Annotated in this window: 16 protein-coding genes; 8 read left to right on the top strand and 8 right to left on the bottom strand. The window is 44.5% G+C overall.

All coding sequences use genetic code 11. From position 1 onward, the window contains the following. Nucleotides 1-863 precede the first annotated feature (863 nt). From L876_RS0100415 to dapA, 5 genes are all read right to left on the bottom strand, one after another. The gene (locus L876_RS0100415) at nucleotides 864-3,959 is read right to left on the bottom strand and encodes an efflux RND transporter permease subunit (RefSeq protein WP_028761962.1); all 3,096 of its coding nucleotides are present in this window, start codon (nucleotides 3,957-3,959) and stop codon (nucleotides 864-866) included. After that, on the bottom strand, nucleotides 3,956-5,041 hold the full coding sequence (locus L876_RS0100420; protein ID WP_028761963.1) for an efflux RND transporter periplasmic adaptor subunit: 1,086 nt from the start codon (nucleotides 5,039-5,041) through the stop codon (nucleotides 3,956-3,958). Before L876_RS0100420 ends, L876_RS0100415 begins: the two co-directional genes overlap by 4 nt. 157 nt (nucleotides 5,042-5,198) lie before the next feature. Then, complete coding sequence (locus tag L876_RS0100425) at nucleotides 5,199-7,571, bottom strand: bifunctional diguanylate cyclase/phosphodiesterase (RefSeq protein ID WP_028761964.1); 2,373 nt, start codon at nucleotides 7,569-7,571, stop codon at nucleotides 5,199-5,201. A 156-nt stretch (nucleotides 7,572-7,727) separates the two neighbouring features. After that, nucleotides 7,728-8,846 (bottom strand): NlpB/DapX family lipoprotein, encoded by a 1,119-nt coding sequence (gene bamC / locus L876_RS0100430; RefSeq protein ID WP_028761965.1) that lies wholly within the window; start codon nucleotides 8,844-8,846, stop codon nucleotides 7,728-7,730. A gap of 3 nt (nucleotides 8,847-8,849) precedes the next feature. Continuing rightward, a complete protein-coding gene (dapA, locus tag L876_RS0100435; protein WP_028761966.1) occupies nucleotides 8,850-9,734 on the bottom strand; it encodes a 4-hydroxy-tetrahydrodipicolinate synthase in 885 nt (294 codons plus the stop codon). 240 nt (nucleotides 9,735-9,974) lie between these two features. Between dapA and L876_RS0100440 the strand changes: the two genes are divergently transcribed. Further along, entirely contained in the window at nucleotides 9,975-10,517 is a 543-nt protein-coding gene (locus L876_RS0100440; RefSeq protein WP_028761967.1) for a glycine cleavage system transcriptional repressor, read from the top strand. A 9-nt stretch (nucleotides 10,518-10,526) separates the two neighbouring features. Continuing rightward, complete coding sequence (gene bcp / locus L876_RS0100445; protein ID WP_028761968.1) at nucleotides 10,527-10,994, top strand: thioredoxin-dependent thiol peroxidase; 468 nt, start codon at nucleotides 10,527-10,529, stop codon at nucleotides 10,992-10,994. 147 nt (nucleotides 10,995-11,141) lie between these two features. Here bcp and L876_RS0100450 read toward each other — a convergent pair whose 3' ends face one another. Continuing rightward, nucleotides 11,142-11,705 (bottom strand): LysE/ArgO family amino acid transporter, encoded by a 564-nt coding sequence (locus tag L876_RS0100450; protein ID WP_211237639.1) that lies wholly within the window; start codon nucleotides 11,703-11,705, stop codon nucleotides 11,142-11,144. 167 nt (nucleotides 11,706-11,872) lie between these two features. Here L876_RS0100450 and L876_RS0100455 point away from each other — a divergent pair, with 167 nt between their 5' ends. Next, the gene (locus L876_RS0100455) at nucleotides 11,873-12,763 is read left to right on the top strand and encodes a LysR family transcriptional regulator ArgP (protein WP_028761970.1); all 891 of its coding nucleotides are present in this window, start codon (nucleotides 11,873-11,875) and stop codon (nucleotides 12,761-12,763) included. Between the two features lie 40 nt (nucleotides 12,764-12,803). Here L876_RS0100455 and L876_RS0100460 read toward each other — a convergent pair whose 3' ends face one another. Both L876_RS0100460 and L876_RS0100465 read right to left on the bottom strand, forming a co-directional pair. Next, nucleotides 12,804-13,898, bottom strand: a complete 1,095-nt coding sequence (locus L876_RS0100460; protein ID WP_028761971.1) for an AI-2E family transporter — start codon at nucleotides 13,896-13,898, stop codon at nucleotides 12,804-12,806. Nucleotides 13,899-13,929: 31 nt separating this feature from the next. Then, the gene (locus tag L876_RS0100465; protein WP_028761972.1) at nucleotides 13,930-14,157 is read right to left on the bottom strand and encodes a sulfurtransferase TusA family protein; all 228 of its coding nucleotides are present in this window, start codon (nucleotides 14,155-14,157) and stop codon (nucleotides 13,930-13,932) included. 196 nt (nucleotides 14,158-14,353) lie between these two features. Here L876_RS0100465 and bepA point away from each other — a divergent pair, with 196 nt between their 5' ends. The 5 genes from bepA to L876_RS20825 all read left to right on the top strand — a co-directional run bounded on the left by bepA (nucleotide 14,354) and on the right by L876_RS20825 (nucleotide 18,739). Beyond that, the gene (gene bepA, locus L876_RS0100470) at nucleotides 14,354-15,811 is read left to right on the top strand and encodes a beta-barrel assembly-enhancing protease (protein WP_028761973.1); all 1,458 of its coding nucleotides are present in this window, start codon (nucleotides 14,354-14,356) and stop codon (nucleotides 15,809-15,811) included. A gap of 87 nt (nucleotides 15,812-15,898) precedes the next feature. Continuing rightward, nucleotides 15,899-16,246, top strand: coding sequence for an arsenate reductase (glutaredoxin) (gene arsC / locus L876_RS0100475; protein WP_028761974.1), 348 nt, complete (start codon nucleotides 15,899-15,901; stop codon nucleotides 16,244-16,246). A gap of 14 nt (nucleotides 16,247-16,260) precedes the next feature. Then, a complete protein-coding gene (locus L876_RS0100480) occupies nucleotides 16,261-16,632 on the top strand; it encodes a DUF2069 domain-containing protein (protein WP_028761975.1) in 372 nt (123 codons plus the stop codon). A 185-nt stretch (nucleotides 16,633-16,817) separates the two neighbouring features. Then, entirely contained in the window at nucleotides 16,818-16,979 is a 162-nt protein-coding gene (locus L876_RS23225) for a hypothetical protein (RefSeq protein WP_345939955.1), read from the top strand. 5 nt (nucleotides 16,980-16,984) lie between these two features. Further along, entirely contained in the window at nucleotides 16,985-18,739 is a 1,755-nt protein-coding gene (locus tag L876_RS20825; protein WP_345939956.1) for a PKD domain-containing protein, read from the top strand. Nucleotides 18,740-18,765: the final 26 nt, after the last annotated feature.

An 18,765-nucleotide genomic window follows, 5' to 3' on the forward strand; every position in this document is an offset into this window, starting at 1 on the left:
TGTTTGGTGTTTGGTGTTTGGTGTTTGGTGTTTGGTGTTTGGTGTTTGGTGTTTGGTGTTTGGTGTTTGGTGTTTGGTGTTTGGTGTTTGGTAGCCGAGTATCTTTAATTAAGAATACAACCAGACGAAAAACTTAAAAATGGGATAATAAAACAGGATAATGACGACAGCTTTAACTAACACCAAAGAGATAAAAATAAGCGTTGAGTTTGACTCAATACCAATGCCCAAAGAGGAATAAATGGTATCAACTAGGCTTAACGCAATAAGAAAAGCCAAATAATGCACGAACCATGACTTACCCGCCTTACTCTTCTCCATCCCTTTAAACATGTATTAAACGGCATGAGGCCTTTTAATGTCTATATACGTGATAGTAGGTGCCCTTTTACCCTGTAACCTAACTAACTATAATTCAATTTACAGCCATTTTTCTCATTGCAATCCAGTGATAGACTAAAGATGATTCAATCCGGCCACTATCAACAGGCGTTTGGATAACAGCAATGGTGGTGTACTCGTGACTTTAGCTATAACCCTTGGCAATGACAATAATATTTGGCTTTTTGGTCTAGATAACTTGGCTAAAGATAATCCAGCGAGTTAATTAAATGAACCTATCGCAGTTCAGCATCAACTAGCGGCCCTGCTAGGCGTAACAGGTGTTTCAACCGTGATAGAAAAAATACAAGTTGCCTAAAAATACTGGCCAACTTCTCTATCGATAATTAAATAGATAATTGGAAAGCAAAGTGAACTGCTCAGGTAGCCTGATGTGAATCGCTTGGCTAATACACAGCGCCCCTCGAAAATAAAAGGGCCAACCTATCACTAGGTTGGCCCTTGGTTTTTATCTGTCTTGTTTAGTTTTGTTTCAACTCTTTTTCTAATGCTTGCGCAACCGCCTCCGGTGAGCCGGTGTTACGAGCGATCAGTGAGTAGGCTACGGGGATGACCAACAAGGTAAAGAAGGTCGCCAAAATGATGCCCGATAACACAACAACACCGATTACAAAACGGGTTTCTGCGCCAGCTCCTTCAGCTAACACCAAAGGTATTGCTCCCGCTGCAGTCGTGATGCCTGTCATCAAGATAGGTCTTAAACGCTGGCGCGACGCTTGAATAATCGCTTCAGTGAATTCAATCCCTTTATCACGCAATTGATTAGCAAACTCGACAATCAAAATACCATTTTTAGCTGCTAAACCAACCAACATGATGATGCCAATCTGACTGTAGATGTTTAAACTCTGCCCTGTGGCCCATAGACCAATCAAGGCACCCAATGTCGCTAGCGGCACAGTAAGCATGATGACAATTGGATGTATGTAGCTTTCAAACTGCGCTGCAAGTACAAGGAATACGATACCTAGGGCTAAGATGAACACAAAGTACATAGAGCTACCAGACTCTTGGTAGTCCAACGATTGCCCCTTATAACTAATGACAGCTTCAGCTGGCAAGTAGGTATAAGCCAAATCATTTAGATAGTCGAGCGCCTCACCTAAACTATAACCATCAGCTAAGTTAGCTTCCAAAGTAATGGCACGCATACGGTTATACCTATTCAACTGGCTTGCATCAGCAAACTCCTCAACGGTCACCAAGTTCGCTAACGGAATCAATTCCTTGCTTCTATCGGAGCGCACATAGATATTGCTTAGGTCGGTAGCAGTATTTTGATTATCGCGATTACCTTCAATGATGACATCGTACTCTTCACCATCACGCATAAAGGTGGTCACTAATCGTGAGCCCAACATCGACTCCAATGTGCGTCCGATATGAGAGATTGAAACACCTAAATCTGCTGCACGGTCCTTATCAATGATCACCCTTAGTTGAGGCTTAGTTTCTTGATAATCATGATCAAGCCCCACCAAATTTGGGTTTTCCTTGGCTTTTTCTAAAATGATATCGCGCCACTTGGCAATCTCTTCGTAACTGGGTCCGCCGAGAACAAACTGCACTGGTTTACCCACACCACGACCAAAGGCCTGACGCATCACCGGAAAGGCTCGAACGCCCGCTAAGTCTGACAGCCGACCACGAATATCTCCAATGATCTCGAATGCACTGCGCCTTGTCGCCCAATCTTCAAGCACAATAATTGCCATCCCGTTAGAAAAATTAGCACTACGGCCAAAGCCTCTGGGCGCTCGGATCAGTAAGCGTTTAATGTCGCCACTTTCAACCAATGGCATAAGACGCGTTTCAATTTCATCCATATAAGGAGTGATATATTCAAAACTTGCCCCTTGTGGCCCGTTAACAATCAGGAACATCGATCCCCTGTCTTCGCGCGGAGCAAATTCTTGCGGCACCTGAGTCATCAAATATCCACTAGATCCCAACGCAATAATGACCAAGGAACTGACCACAAAAGGATGCTTCATCGCTTTAAGCAGCGTGTATTGGTAGAGATTGGCCAAGCGTTCCATGCCCGCATCAATTTTACGTACTAGCCAAGGGTCTTGCCCAGCAGGCTTTAACAGTTTTGAGCACATCATTGGACTTAGCGTCAAGGCAACAATACTTGAGAAAATCACCGCGGCACTCATGGCGACAGCAAACTCCTTGAACAACTTACCTAAGTCGCCCTCGAGGAAAGTGATCGGCATAAATACTGCCACCAATACCAAAGTCGTCGCGACCACCGCAAAGGCGACTTCCCGTGAGCCTAGATAGGCAGCCTTCAACGGTGAATCACCCTCTTCGATACGTCGATGGATATTTTCAAGCACGACAATGGCATCATCCACCACCATACCTATGGCTAAGATCATCGCCAGTAAGGTCAGTAGATTAATGGTATAACCCAAGGCAAATAGCACGATAAATGTTGCCATAAGGGAAACTGGCACCGTTAACGCGGGGATCAACATTGCCCGTACACTGCCTAAAAACAGGTAAATCACCATAATCACCAAGAACATAGCAATAAACAGAGTTTGATAGACTTCGTTAATTGAGGCTTCAATAAAGACTGAGCTATCATAGGAGCGCTTTATCTCCATACCGGCTGGCAGCGTAGGATTGACTTTGTCCACCAGAGCATTGGCGGCGCGGGCGACCTCTAGAGTATTGGCCGTTGACTGCTTCGACACACCTAGGCCAATCATCGCCTCTCGGTTACCCCTAAAGGTAATTCTCTCCTCTTCCGATCCAATCTCAACCCGAGCCACATCACCAAGCTTAATCAGGTAGCCATCAGAGCCCTCTGCTAACACTAGGTTGGCAAAATCATCGGGATTCTTAAATGAGCGCTCTAAACGAACAGTAAAATGTCTGTCCTGAGACTCCACTGAACCTGCTGGAAGTTCAACGTTTTCAGAGCGCAATACCCGTTCGATATCGGCCACGGTTAAATTACGTGCTGCTAGTGCTTGGCGGTCAATCCACACCCGCATGGCATATACCTTCCCGCCACCGATACGAATATTGGCCACACCGTCGATGACCGAAAAGCGATCAACTAAATAGCGTCTTGCATAATCAGTGAGTTGCAGCGTATTCATCTGATCTGAAACCAAGTTCAGCCACATAATCACTTCATCACCACCATTGGCTTTCTGCACCTCTGGGGGATCGGCTTCTTCAGGCAAATTGTTGAGCAAACCAGAAATTCGGTCACGAACATCATTGGCTGCCGCTTCAATGTCTCGGCCAACATCAAACTCAAGAGTCACCGACGAGCGGCCATCGCGACTTGAAGAGTTAATATTACGGATTCCTTCTACACCACTGATCCTGTCTTCCACTAACTGGGTGATCCGGCTTTCCACCACAGCTGCGCTTGCGCCGCGATAGTTAGTCTGAACCGATACGATAGGCGGATCGATATTGGGGTATTCTCTGAGCGGTAATTTGTCGAAAGAGACTAAACCAAAGGCAATAAGTAAAATGCTAATAACGGAAGCAAAGACCGGCCGTTTTACCGACAAATCGGTCAAGATCATGCTATAGGCTCCACTTTAGCTTGTTCTAAGAAACTAAAATGTTCACTCATTTGTACTTTAACTTTATCACCTGGCCTAACTTTAAGAATGCCACGGATCATCACTTGCTCACCCACAGCGATGCCGTCTGTTATCTCAACCCAACCGCGCTTGCGTAAACCCAATTTAACTTGGCGACGCTCAACCACACCTTCCTCATTAACGAGGTACACAAAGTGATCACTTTGGATAGGAATAATGGCAGCCTCGGGGATGATTAATGCTTCACGGCTTTGTTTAATTAATTTCACCTTCATCAACATGCCTGGTAACAGACGTAAATCTTGATTAGGTATTTCTGCGCGAACAACTACAGCGCGAGTTACCGGATTCACTCTGCTATCAACCGAGACAACCTTGCCCTTAAACAGCTCACCACCATAGGCAACGGCGCTTGCCTCAACCTCTTTACCTATCACCAACGCTGCGAGAAAACGTTCGGGTACAGAAAAGTCCAGTTTAATAGTTGAGATATCATCTAAGGTGGTGATCACTGTACCTGGGGTCACTAGGCTGCCTTGACTGACTTGGCGCAAGCCTAGTCGGCCAGAAAATGGCGCTAGGATACGTCTGTCTTTGAGTGCTGATTCCGCCTGCTCAAGTTCTGCTTTAGCCGTATCAATCAGTGTTTGTAATCTATCTCGCTCAAGTGCGGCAACCGTTTGGCTGGTTACTAGCGAACTGATACGGGCCAATTCTCGTTTGTGATCGTTCATTTTGACGTTAGCAACCGTAACGCGAGCCATCTGCTCACGATCTTGCAAACGCACTAACAAGCGACCTTTTTCAACAATCTGTCCATCATCAAAGTTCAGCTCGGTGACCATATCGGTTACTTTAGGCGTCACAGTGATTGACTCATTCGCCTTGCCTGTGCCCAGCGCTTCAACTTCATCACGTATGGGTTGCAATGCCGCAGTCGCAACCACCACATTAGGAGTGGGTCTAGGTTTCGCTACGCGGGATTCTTTGGCAGGATTTGACAGATAATAGCCAGCAGCGGTTGCCAGCAACAGTATTGAGATTATTATAATTTTTTTCATCAATATTCCATTGAACGTCAATTTGTTAACGGTAGTTTACCGAGTAATTACGGCGCTTCAAGGTGTTTTACTTTTGCTTACAAACTTAACAAGCACACAACGGAGAATCTTACGCTAGATTCAAATTAATCGATCACTGCAAACATAAATAACCGACTCAGTGTACAAATATTGGCGAGTGTTTAAGCTCATTCATAAAGTCAGCTGCCACTAATGAACGATTCATGTAATAGCCTTGGCCATAATCACAGGCTAATGCTTGCATATGGCGGTACTGCTCTTTAGTTTCAATGCCCTCTGCTACCGTTTTAATGTTGAGGCTTTTGGCTAAATTAATGATGGTTTCTAGAATTATTTGGTTATCGTAAGTCAAGTCCATATGACTGATAAATGAACGGTCTATCTTTAATAGGTCAAACGTAAATTGATGCAGGTAGCTCAGCGAAGAATAACCCGTACCAAAGTCATCTAACGAGATAGTGACGCCCATACCGTGCAGCCGTTCGATGGTGGAACGTGTTTCTTCAACCGAACTAACAATGGTTTGTTCGGTTATCTCGACACTCAACATGGCAAGTAATACTGGCTGAAACCTGAAATAACGGTCAAACAGCGCCATTAAAGCGATAGAGTTAAGCCCAGCACCTGACACATTAACGCTGAGTTTAAACGCCGGGGGAAGATGAGCTTGTTGGCTGGCCAAAAAACTCATGGCCTGTTCGACTACAAATAGGTCGAGCTTATCCAGCAGCCCCGCTTTTTGTAATTCAGGTAAAAAACGAATGGGGGCAATCATTCCATGACTGGGATGACACCACCTAATGAGCGCTTCAGCCCCTAGAATTTCATCGTTTTTTAAGTGATAAAGGGGTTGGTACTCTAAAAACAGCTGACCTTCTGCTAACCCTTGGGTAAAGTCAGTTTCAAACTTGTAGGTCGTAGACAACAAGCTATCACCATCTCCGTGATAGCTATAGCAACGGTTCCGGCCCAATAGTTTTGCTTTATACATCGCCTCATCGGCATAAATAAGCAGTTGTGCAGGTGTTGCATCAGCATCAAAACAGTTAACTATGCCAATACTACCGGTCACTTTTAGCCTAATACCGCCTAAATCCTGCTGCCTAGACATCGCCTGCAACAGCTGAGTGGCAATGGTTTCACTCTCGTTTGCGCTACTAATATCTTCTAGCAATACCGCAAACTCATCGCCACTCAACCGACATAAGGTGTCTTGAGGCCGCAGTACTAGCTTGAGTCGTGCTGCCACCGCCTTAAGCAGTTCATCGCCTAAGTGATGGCCATAGGTATCGTTAACGCCCTTAAATCTATCTAGGTCAATATAGAGGATAGCGATACCTTTGCCAGAATTAGAGGCCAATGTTTTTAGGGATCGATTAAACCTGTCAGAAAATAAAATACGATTAGGTAATGCGGTTAATGGGTCATGCAGTGCCAGAAATTCCATACGCGATTTAACGTTCATGCGCTCAATAGCATTGCGGATATGCTTGGCGACAAACATCAGTAACTGTTTATCTTTTAGCTGGAATGCGTAGCTGTCACTGTAGTTTTGAACGACAACGATACCGCGGAAGTGCTCGTCACCAAAAGGGACACCGAGCCACGCCTTAGGAACCGTTCCGTTTATATGTATTTCCCCTGCCGCAACCATATGAGCTAGCTGAAGCTGATTAAGTAGCAGTGGTTTATTTTTTAGTAGCACGTGGCCGGTAATACTTGGGCTTGCAGCATCAATGTAGATCTCAGTATCTTGCTCAACATGGTCAAATTCATCTATATGATAAGGAAACGATAGCGAAGTGCCCTCCTTACTTAAAATTGCTACATAAAAGTTTTTTGCAAACGTTAGTCGGCTGATACATTGATGTAGGCGTGCATAAAAATCATGAATCGAATCCGTTTCAAAGATGATCTCTGCGATTTCAAATAAGGTATCCTGGATCTTACTTGAGTACTCAAGCTCCTCAATGGTGGTTTGTAATTGCAACAGGGTGCGGGCTTTGTGAATTTTTAGTGCGGTAATGGTGGCCAGCGCGTACAAGGTTTGTTGATGCTGTTCATTATAGAAATTCTTCTTTGGGTGTTCGGTATCGATGACACCAATCACTTCGCCTTCGACGATCATCGGCACCGCAAGTTCCGACAACCTAGGGGCGTCATCCACCACATAGTGGGGTGATAAACGCGTATCACTGATAATAATAGGGATGCCAGATTTGGCGACTTGCCCTACAACTCCCTCACCAATTTTCAGCTCAATTGGTGATAAAATCTCTTTATCTTTTGGGTTCTTCGCACCAAAACTAGCGGTTTGTATCAGGCATTGACGTTGTTCATCGACCAGGTAAATGACTACATCGTCAAAACCTAACTGAGATACCACATTACGCGCCAAATGCCACAAGATGTTATCAACACCATTGAGTGACAACATATCGATCGCAAATTCACTGACTATTTTGAGGTACTTTGCTTCGATATCCTTAAGATGAACTGATGATGTCATTGAGTCCCCATATCTTGTCCAACCAAACGATTAACACTCGCTCAATCAACTATATGGCATAACTTTTCATCTCGCTATGTTGAGTCAACAGAAAACTAACTAATATTGAGGTAAAAAAAAGAGGCCTTAAGGCCTCTTTTTTGCGATGTGGAGAGATTATCTGACTTTACGATCTTCGCTCATCAGCTCAGACAACCCATCATAAACGGCTTCGACAACCTCATTGTCTACTGGCTCATCAGCCATGTTATTGAGATAAATTCGTGTTGTGACATTCTCGTCGCTTTGCTCAATACGTAAACGATATGAACCTTCTTTTACAGGCAGTTTCTTTTCATTCCATAACGAACTCCAGAAACCAGAATCATCGTTAACATTGATGTAATACAAGCCCTTGTTGCTGTCCATGTCGACAATTTCAAAGCCCATTTCTGGCAATACGATGCGTAAACGATCCCATGTGCGGGTATAAGGGGCTTGTGCTAACCAGTAACTGGCCTGAGGCGTTTCACCTTCAACCGTTTCTGGCGCCTTAACCAACTCAACCTCAATACCTAAGCTTTCACGCAAACGTTTAGCCTTAATAGCTTGTGACCGTTTTACACTCATGTATGCGATTGAACTGTTGAGCATATCTATGGTGTAACGGCGCTTATCTTCACCACTCAGCAAAATCTCTTGATCTTTACCGTCATAGCTTTCTTCATGATCAATCAGTTCAATGCTCAATGCACCACTGCGACCATGTGGACGCACGTCAACCGTAAACAGATAACGTTGACGCACTAGGTAGATTTCGTCACTACCCCATAGGCTTGAGTCAATCACTTCTTGATTTTCAATCCAATCCGTCTCAATCGTTCCGGCTTCCGGATCCTCTTTTAGAATAGGGATAGATTGACTCGTAAAGTAATTTTTGAGAATGCCGAACAGCTCATCTCTTAAGTTGATATCATTATCGATAGATTCAACAACAACCTTAATGCTGTCGCTAGACTCTTCAACATGAGTTCCTTCAGCCATTGGCAAGACTTGTAGCGGCGGACGGATATCTAACCTTTTACCAACGAGTTCGGTATCTGCTTTGGCACTTAAATTGGGGATGTCATACTCGCTACTATAAACAGGTTCTGACAATCCTTCAGGTATAACCAGCTTGGCTTGTGAGGTTAATGTCGCATACTCATCATTGCCATTTGCTTGTCGTCTATCGACCGGTGAACTACAAGCGGTCACCGCTGCAATCAATATTATCGGGGTTACTTGCTTTAGCATCTATTATTGAACCTCTATATGGGCATTTTTCATCGCTTCTAGCAACAGACCATGATATTCGGGTGAAAGTTCCGTTAATGGCAAACGAATATGTCCATTATTGATTAATCCCATTCGATGTGCGGCCCATTTAACCGGGATGGGGTTCGCCTCACAAAATAGCGCACTGAATAACGATTTGATTTCAGCTTCAACAGCAAGCGCCTTTACGCTATCGCCCTTCAAGGCCGCTTCGCACATCGCTTTAAATTGTTTGGGTACGATATTGTTAGCGACTGAGATGACACCATCGCCGCCTAACTGTAAAAATTCTCTTGATGTGGCATCGTCACCACTGTACAGCTTAAAGTCTTGACCACACAGTGCTCTAAGGCGTGCAACTCGGCTCAAATCACCAGTGGCCTCTTTGACCCCAATGATATTAGCAACGTTAACAAGTTCGGCGACCGTTTCTGGTAACATATCCACAGCCGTACGACCGGGTACATTATAAAGGATCTGTGGTATATCGGTCGAAGCCGCTACAGCCTTATAATGGGCAATTAAGCCTTTAGGCGTTGGCTTGTTATAATAAGGGGTCACACCAAGCATGGCGGCCACCCCAATCTTGGATTGTGCTTTAGTAAGCTCTATCGCCTCTGCTGTGGCGTTGGCGCCATTCCCGCCAATTACGGGGACTCGTCCAGCGGCAAACTTAACCGTATGAGAGACAACCGCGATATGTTCTGACAGCGGTAAAGTGGCTGATTCGCCAGTGGTGCCTACGGCAACTATCGCATCGGTACCTTGGGCTATGTGGTACTCAACGAGCTTCTCTAGACTTGCATAATCGACTGAGCCATCACTATTCATTGGTGTGATTAAGGCTACAATGCTTCCGTTTATCATGTGACTTCCCCAAGGGTTCAGGACTCGCTATGGTACTGATGCTCACTCGTAAAAACAAGCATAAGTATCTTGAGAATTATTGGAATATATTGTTTCGCTGATCCTAGGCAATTGTCGACTTGATTATTAAGACGGGGATCGCAAAACTGTTAACATGTGTTAGCATAGCGCTCCGCAAAACGTCACCATGTTTAATCGCCGTTTATTTATACAACCAGCACTGTTTTATGGGGGAATTTCATGTCCAATCATCTAGTCGTCACTGCACTGGGTTCTGATAGTCCAGGTATCGTCAGTAAATTTGCACGCCTAGCCAGTGAATGCGACTGTGACATTGTCGACAGCAGAATGGCATTATTTGGAAGTGAATTTACCTTGATCATGATGATTTCGGGTTCTTGGGCATCTATTACCAAAATGGAGACCACCCTGCCAGCATTGAGTGTTGAACTAGGCTTGCTCACTGTGATGAAACGCAGTTCTAAACACGTTGCAGCCAATTATGTCTCACGCCTAGAAGTGACCTTCAACGGCCAAGACCAGCGCGGCACGATGAAGAGCATTACCCAGTTCCTTGCCGATCGCTCACTAGACCTCGCCGCCGTTCGCTCTCATGCAGAAGAAACCAGTGAAGGCCAACCTGTGCAAAATGTTTTTTTAGCCATCAATGTACCTGAGAAAGTGGATATCGATAAACTTGAACTCAGTATCGATGAACTTGCAAAAGAGATGGATCTAACATGCCATATCAAACGTATGCAAGATAAAGAAACACAGATATAAGGAAACATAATGAATACGTTACAACAGGGCGATGTTGCGCCAAACTTCTCATTGCAAAACCAACATGGTGATACCGTATCACTGACCGATTCACTAAAAAATGGGCCTGTACTGGTTTACTTTTACCCTAAGGCATTGACACCAGGGTGCACAGTGCAAGCCTGTGGCTTACGTGACAGCAAAAGTGAGTTAGACAATTTAACCGTTACTGTATTGGGGATTAGTCCAGATCCTGTGGCCAAATTGGGGCGTTTTGCCGATAAACATGAACTTAATTTCTCACTTTTGAGCGATGAAGATCATGCTATCGCCGATGCTTTTGGTGTTTGGGGTGAAAAAAAATTCATGGGTAAAATCTATGACGGTATCCACAGACTCAGTTTTTTAATTGGCCAAGATGGCAAAGTCGCCCATGTGTTTAATAAGTTTAAGACCAAAGAGCACCATGACGTCGTGCTTAATCATATTAAATCTTAACCTGTCAAAACCGTAACAAATTAAAAAGCCAGCGTATAGCTGGCTTTTTACGTTTTACCCCAATCGATATAAGCCAATAAATCATAATGTCATATGACTTAACAGAAAATATCGACAAATCCCTTCTGTCAAACTTAGTACTAATCGTTACAGATAAGGCCAAATTAGCGCAACAGCGATACTCCACATCGTCAAACAAATGAAACGATCGAGATAACACCAAGCTTTCGGTTTTTTAAAAAGCGGTGAAAGATACTTTGCTCCAAAGCTTAGGCCAAAAAACCACACAAAAGAGGCTAGTACAGCACCTGCGCCGAACAACGGCCTGTCAGCCCCATCAAATTGGGTACTAATACTGCCGAGCAAAACCACAGTGTCTAAGTAAAGATGCGGGTTTAGTAAGCTTATGCCAAGTGTCGTCAGGACTGCAGCCCGCAATGTATCGCCCTTCAGCTCCGATTCGCTTGACAGTGCTTGGGGAATAAACGATGAATGTAGCGCCCTGGCACCATATACCACTAAAAAAACTGCGCCTCCGATACTGGCAATATCTTTTATCAGTGGAAACGCCAAAATGAGATGCCCAAGTCCAGCAACACCCGCGGTGATCATTAACGCATCAATAAGCGAGCATAATGCAGCGATAGGCAGCGAATGTGAGCGCTTTAACCCTTGTTTTAACACAAAGGCATTTTGGGCTCCCACAGCCATAATCAAACTACCACCAACACCAATCCCCTGAATAAACGCCTGCACAACCTTCTCCCAACACTCGCCCTAAAAAGTAGAAAGCGAGAATAACCAAAACAGGCAATTAAATATAACTAATGTTTTTAATGTATCATTAGCCTAACTTATAATGTCGACAGGTGATTAGTATGCTAGATCAAGCGCATCTTAAGGCGCTGAGTGTTGTGATCTCAGAAGGTGGATTTGAACGCGCTGCAAAGGTGTTATTTGTTACCCAATCGGCGGTATCGCAACGAATTAAACAGCTGGAAGAGAAAGTCGGCCAAGCCTTAGTGGTAAGATCAACACCAGTGCAAGCAACGCCAATGGGCAAGCGATTACTGCGCCATTTTGCACAAATCCAACTATTAGAAAGCGAGCTCAGCGCCGAAATTGATGCTGACGACCCAAGTTTGCCCACGATTGTTAAAATAGCGGTCAATGCCGACAGTTTGGCGACCTGGTTTTTACCGGCATTGGCCCAACTTTTCAAACGGCATAATTGGTTACTGGAGTTGATAGTTGATGATGAGTCATATACCCATTATCTTCTCAAAACAGGCGAAGCTGTTGGCTGCGTCACCACCACAGCGGTCGCTTTGCCAGGTTGCAGCAGTGAGTACTTGGGCCAAATGGAATACTTATGTGTAGCAACCGATGAGTTCATTGATAAGCATTTTGCAGCAGGCGTTAATAAGCAGAGCTTACTGCAAGCCCCGGCAGTGGTTTTTTCCACTAAAGATAAACTGCATGAAAAATTTCTAGGCGATCATTTCTCAATTGCACCCGGTAGATGGCAACAACACAAGATCCCCTCCTCGGAAAGCTTTTTAGATGCCATCTTATTGGGGATGGGTTATGGTCTTGTGGCACATTTACAAGCTAAGCCACTGCTTGAAAACGGCCGCCTCAGGGCGCTTTGTCCAGAAAAACTGATGGCAGTCCCTCTATACTGGCAACATTGGAACATTAAAGCGAAACAAACCACTTTGGTATATCGCGCCCTAGCCGCCACGGCTAAACAAGCTTTAATCCAATAACAAAAAAAGCGCCTAAGGCGCCTTTTTCATGGGTCATATTTTACGACACCGTATGCTCTTTATTGGGCTTTTCTTCAGATACCTTTGCCGACTGCGGCCATGCATTTATCACGGCTTTGACTAATGATGCGAGTGGAATCGCGAAAAATACTCCCCACACCCCCCACAAACCTCCGAATACAAGCACTGCGGCGATAATGAACACAGGATGTAGGTCCACCGCATCAGAAAACAAAATAGGTACCAATAGGTTGCCATCTAATGCCTGAATGATGCCGTAACCTAACATCAAATAACCAAATTCAGGGCTCACGCCCCACTGAAAGAAAGCCACTAAAGCAATGGGCAAAGTGACCAAGGTAGCGCCAACATAAGGGATCAGCACAGAGAAGCCTGTTAGCACCCCAAGTAATGCTGCGTAGCGCAGATCCATAATCGCAAAGAAAATATAACTAACGGCGCCAATGATGACTATTTCAATGACTTTGCCACGAATATAGTTAAAGATCTGCTGATTCATCTCCAGCCAAACTTTACGGGCTAGATCACGGTTAGTCGGAATAAACCGCTTGCTACCCTTAATTAAAAAATCTTTATCTTTCAAAAAGAAAAATACCAGCAGTGGTACTAAAATCGCGTAAACCATTAACACTAGTAATGAGGCTGAGTAACCAATTAGCTGCTTACCTAGGTCAAAAATATGTTGGGTATCTAGTAGCTTTTTTAGTTCACTGACCATGGTATCGAGCTGAGTCGTACTCATAAATTGTGGATATTGCTCCACATAGCCTTTGATGGTTATAAGCCCCTTATCTAACATAGAGGGTAGATCTGAGACTAATGACACCCCTTGCTTCCACACGCTCGGCACTAAACCAAAGGTAAGCAGCAGCATTATGCCAATAAAAAGCACTAAGACTAATGATGCACCTGTAGTGCGATTAATACCCACTTTTACCATTTGCGCCACAGGCCATTCCAGTAGAAAAGCCAAGACCAACGCCACAATCAAGGGAGCCAGTAGTCCACCCGCAAAATAGATAGCCAGAGCAATAGCCACCAAAATAAACACTAATGTGACCGCTTGTGGATCACTAAATCGCTCTTTATACCAACTCGTTAATAAACTAAACATCCACCATTCCCAAATAGGTTTTCGACAAATATTAGGCGTTAGCGGTCTTAACCACAGCCAACACTAACATCTGTTCATCATTACGCAGTTCCTGAATTTGGTACTGCGCTTTTGTTAAAAAACGAGGCACATCACGGCGCGAGCCTGCATCGGCAAGAGAAATCTGAGCCCTTTCCATATCGTCAAGCCCCTTTAAAGCAAGCTTAAGTTTAACTAAGGCTAGCGGGCAACGATAGGCGGTTAAATCAATAAAAGTCATAATGAACTTGCTAAAGACAAACTTGCGCTATTATCCTAAGTCTCAAAGTAAACCACAAGATATCAATCAGTGTTTACGCCAATGACATTAAGGACATAGTAAAATCCGCTTGGCATGGCGATGTTCGGTGAACTAATTCAACTTTAGTTACTCCAATATTTTGTATTGTATCTATCTTCACAGGCTAAGGATTAGTTTGACTAAAATTAAAGCAGCAAAGTCTCTGGTCGCTGGTGCCCTATCACTGGCGTACTTTTCTATTGCACCGATGAGTTTTGCCAACAGCGATCTACCAGACCTTGGCACGGCAGCGGTCAATACCTTCAGTTTAGAAAAAGAGAATACCTATGGGGATGCGTATATGCGTGTCATCCGTTCTTCAGCGCCACTCCTAAATGACCCGGTATTAAATCAATACATGACTGAACTGGGTAATAAGTTGGTGGCCCATGCAACGGGGGTTAAAACCCCCTTTTATTTTTTCCTACTTAGAAATGATGAGATTAATGCTTTCGCATTTTTTGGTGGACATGTTGGCGTACACACTGGGCTTTTTCTTAACGCCGATAATGAAAGTCAACTCGCCTCAGTGATTGGTCACGAGATTACTCACGTTACCCAACGTCACCTTGCGCGCTCATTAGAAGCCAAGGAAAAGAGTTCAGCGGCGACCATGGCTGGTCTACTTGGGGCAATTTTATTGACGATTGCAGCCCCTCAGGCTGGTATGGCAGCGTTGGCAACCACCCAAGCGTTAGCCACCCAGGCACAAATTAACTACACCCGTTTACATGAGAAAGAAGCCGACCGTATTGGTATGCAAATATTGGTAGATGCCGGATTTGACCCTAATGGCGCAGCAGATTTCTTCGCTAAACTCGCCACTCGGTACCGCTTCACCTCTAAGCCGCCACAAATGCTGCTGACTCATCCATTGCCCGAATCACGTATCGCAGAAGCCCGTAACCGCGCAGCACAATATCCTCACAGGTATATACCTGATAATATTGATTTTCAGCTGGCAAAGGCGCGTATTCAGGTACGCTTTTCAAGTTACAGCGAAGAAGCAGCGTTGGCGCTTTTTACCGATAAATTAAAGAAACGTAGTTATGAGTTTAAGCAAGCGGCACAGTATGGCTTAGCGTTGGCGTTACTGAGATCAGAGAAGGAAGCAGAGTCAGAACAGATCATTGATGAGCTGCTTAGTGAAGATCCGAATAACCTATTTTATATCGATACTAAAACAGATCTGTTACTCGCTCGTGGGGAACATAAAGCAGCCATCAGCTTATTGAAAAAGCAACGTCTACTTAAACCCACATCGCAAGTCATCAACATCAATTTGGCAAACACCTATATTGAAAATAATCAGGCGTCTAAGGCGATACCGATTTTAGAAGATATGATTTTCCTTGATAGACAGAATCAGTTGCCTTTGCTATTGCTCAGTGATGCGTACCGGAAATCGGGCAACAAGGCGATGGAACATTATGCGAAAGCGGAATCAATGGCCTTGGCAGCTGACTATGATGGGGCAATTGATCAACTTAATTTCGCCTATCGATTATCTGAATCCGATCCATTGCAATTAGCGCGTATCGAAGCTCGGATTCGTCAGTTTAAACAATCGAAACGTGCCATAGAACAGCTTTAACAGTTAGTAAGGTGAGCGAACTCTTTGTGACTACGCTCACCTTTTGAAGTATCATGTCGGCACTTTTTAACAACAAGCAGACATCCTATGACTCAAGTAAGCATTATTCATAACCCACGCTGTTCAAAAAGCCGCCAAACTTTGGCGTTACTTGAAGAAAACGCCTGTGATATTCAGATCATCGAATACTTAAAAACACCACTCACTAAGTTGGAATTACGCACCATCATCGAAAAATTGGCCATTTCACCTCGTGCATTGATGCGCACTAAAGAAGATGAGTACAAGGCACAAGGCTTAGCCGATATTCAAGACGACGAGCAGTTATTGCAAGCTATGGTCGACACCCCAAAACTGATTGAGCGACCAATTGTACTCGCTAACGGAAAAGCAGCTATTGGCCGTCCTCCTGAAAGCGTTCTCGCAATTTTATAAGGCTAAGCGTTTTTATGAGCTCAACTTCTCTGTTTAAATTATGCCGTGCTACCTATGTCGCATTACTGTTCCTCATGATAGCTTGGTTTGGTAATCAAGGTTTGACCGGTGAATATTCGATGGTGTTTAGCCTGCTGTGGATTTTACCGCTACTAGCACCGCTTAAAGGTATTTTAACTGGTAATCCTTATACCTATGCGTGGGCAAGCTTTATTGTTTGTCTCTATATGCTGCATGGACTAACTCTGCTGTACGTCACAGACACTGCGCTGATTTTCGCCATTGTCGAAGTCGCCTTGCTGAGTGTGTTGCTGATAGGCTTACCTTTCTATGCGCGGATCCGCGGACGTGAGTTAGGTCTCGGACTCAAGAAACGCAAAAAATAGGCCATTAAAAAAGCGCCAATTGGCGCTTTTTTTATCGTTTCATAGCGCTGTTGTGCCCTACATCAACGCCACCCTTTACACCGATTTATCTCTGCCTGACTACCTGTGATCTAGTTCACATGTTATATTTTAGTAAAGATTACTCGAATCTTAACAAGAACATAAAGACAGCGGAGACAGTGTCAATGAGTAAACCCCTGTATTTAATCCTCTTTTCGGCATTAACACTTACCGCATGTGGTGGTAGTAGCTCTGATAATAGTGGTAACCCAGAAGTCCCCTCCCCGATCTCGGCCGCTGTAATGTTTCATCAACGCTTAATGTTAACACCACAGATTCAGGGTTAATCTTTTTGACCGAACCTAGTTACCAAGTTGGTCAGCCGAGTACACTTATCGGAAAAATAGGTAACCAAGACAGTCGTCAACATCAATATTTTTGGCAACAGACGGCAGGACCAGTTCTTGAATTAACCAGTCAACGCTCTCCCATATTTTCATTTGAAGCCAGCAGTAGTGGAGAATACCAGTTTGAACTCACGGTAACATCTACCGGTCAGACCTATAGCGAGAGTATCCCGATCACTGTGACCGACGAGACTCCGGTGTTACGTCTGCGTAACGACCATCAAGTGGTTCAGGGCAATAATGTCAGCGTACGTATCGATCGCATCAATGGTGAAGTGCCATCAGCATTAAGTTGGTGTGTCGCTGCGGGTCCTAATATCAGTTTGGATCTGTCGAATAACGAACGAGCACTGTTTACGGCGCCTAACGTACCGGCAGATACTGTCAGCATTATTCGTGCAACAGCCCAAGTTGATGGTCAAAGTGTGTCAGACGATGTGCATTTGCTTATCACTAAAGAGGCACCCATTACCTCAACCTTTTTCGAAGAACCCGTCGCACGAACGTTCGCCTATAACAGCGACTCTCCTTACGCACAAACATTACAGCGCTGTGTTTACTCAAACCAGTTAACCAGTCTGTGTAACATCAACCAACTGCCTCTCATTGGACAATTAAACCAAAACTTGGATAATCAATTAATCTTGGATAGAGTTCTGGTGTCCCATCAATGGATGGGAGACAACTTTGCCGAATTTCTCACAAGCCTTGATCCAAACAGCGATTTTGCACGATTGCTTCAATCCGTTACCGCTGTGGTCATTAGCTATGATATCCGCCCCTCTTTTTACTGGGTTGCCACCGGTGCTATCTACCTCGACCCCAATGATTTATGGCTAACTAAATTTGAGCGAGATACCATCAATGAAGCGCCCGATTATCGTAGTGGTTTTGGCAGTGACCTCAATTTTTTAATGCCCTGGCGCTATGTCAAAGATAACCAATACACCTCTTATCTTGTATCAAGAGAACAACGTGTTGACCGCAATTGGCAAGCAGCTGCACCAGACTTTGCGTCATTGCTACTACATGAGTTGGCCCATGCTAATGATTTCTTTCCGCGTAGTAGTCATGCGCTCCTTCAAGGACCAAGACTGTACGACGACTACTTGCGTCGCAGCGATAGCAAGTTATTAGTATCAGATCAACTAGAAGGCGCCTACCCATTAGTCAGCCAAGAGATGTTTAGTCTTGCCGATGTCAGGTTTAGAGGTGAAAGTGCGTCTGAGACACAAAAAAGTTACCAACCCAGTGATATTAGCCAGTTCTTTTCTAATGATAGAGCCAGTGACTTCTATGCCTATTCAACAACACGCGAAGATGCCGCAATGCTATTTGAAGAAGCAATGATGAGTCATCGCTACCAAATTCAGCGAGATGTTGGTGTGACAGATTATCCTGATAATGCAACCGCCAGCAGCATTGTTGTCGACTGGGGGCAACGTGGTCGTATTGGCCAAGTAGAATTGGCCGACCGCGCGGTACTCGTCATTGATCGTATATTGCCAGAGTTGAACGCCCAGCAATGGGTCGCCAACTTACCCGCTCCTATAGCGATGCGAGCCGGTGAAACTTGGCAACAAAACCTATCGCTGACAGCCCAGCAAACCGTGAGTCAAGTCAAAGCAAAACAGTCGAGTCCATCGACGTTACTGTTAGCTGAACCGCCGCTACAATTGAGCGGCGACCGCCATAAGTGAATAGACTAAAAAAAGCGCTGATTAAT

The organism is Shewanella colwelliana ATCC 39565 (assembly GCF_000518705.1).
Taxonomy (GTDB): domain Bacteria; phylum Pseudomonadota; class Gammaproteobacteria; order Enterobacterales; family Shewanellaceae; genus Shewanella; species Shewanella colwelliana.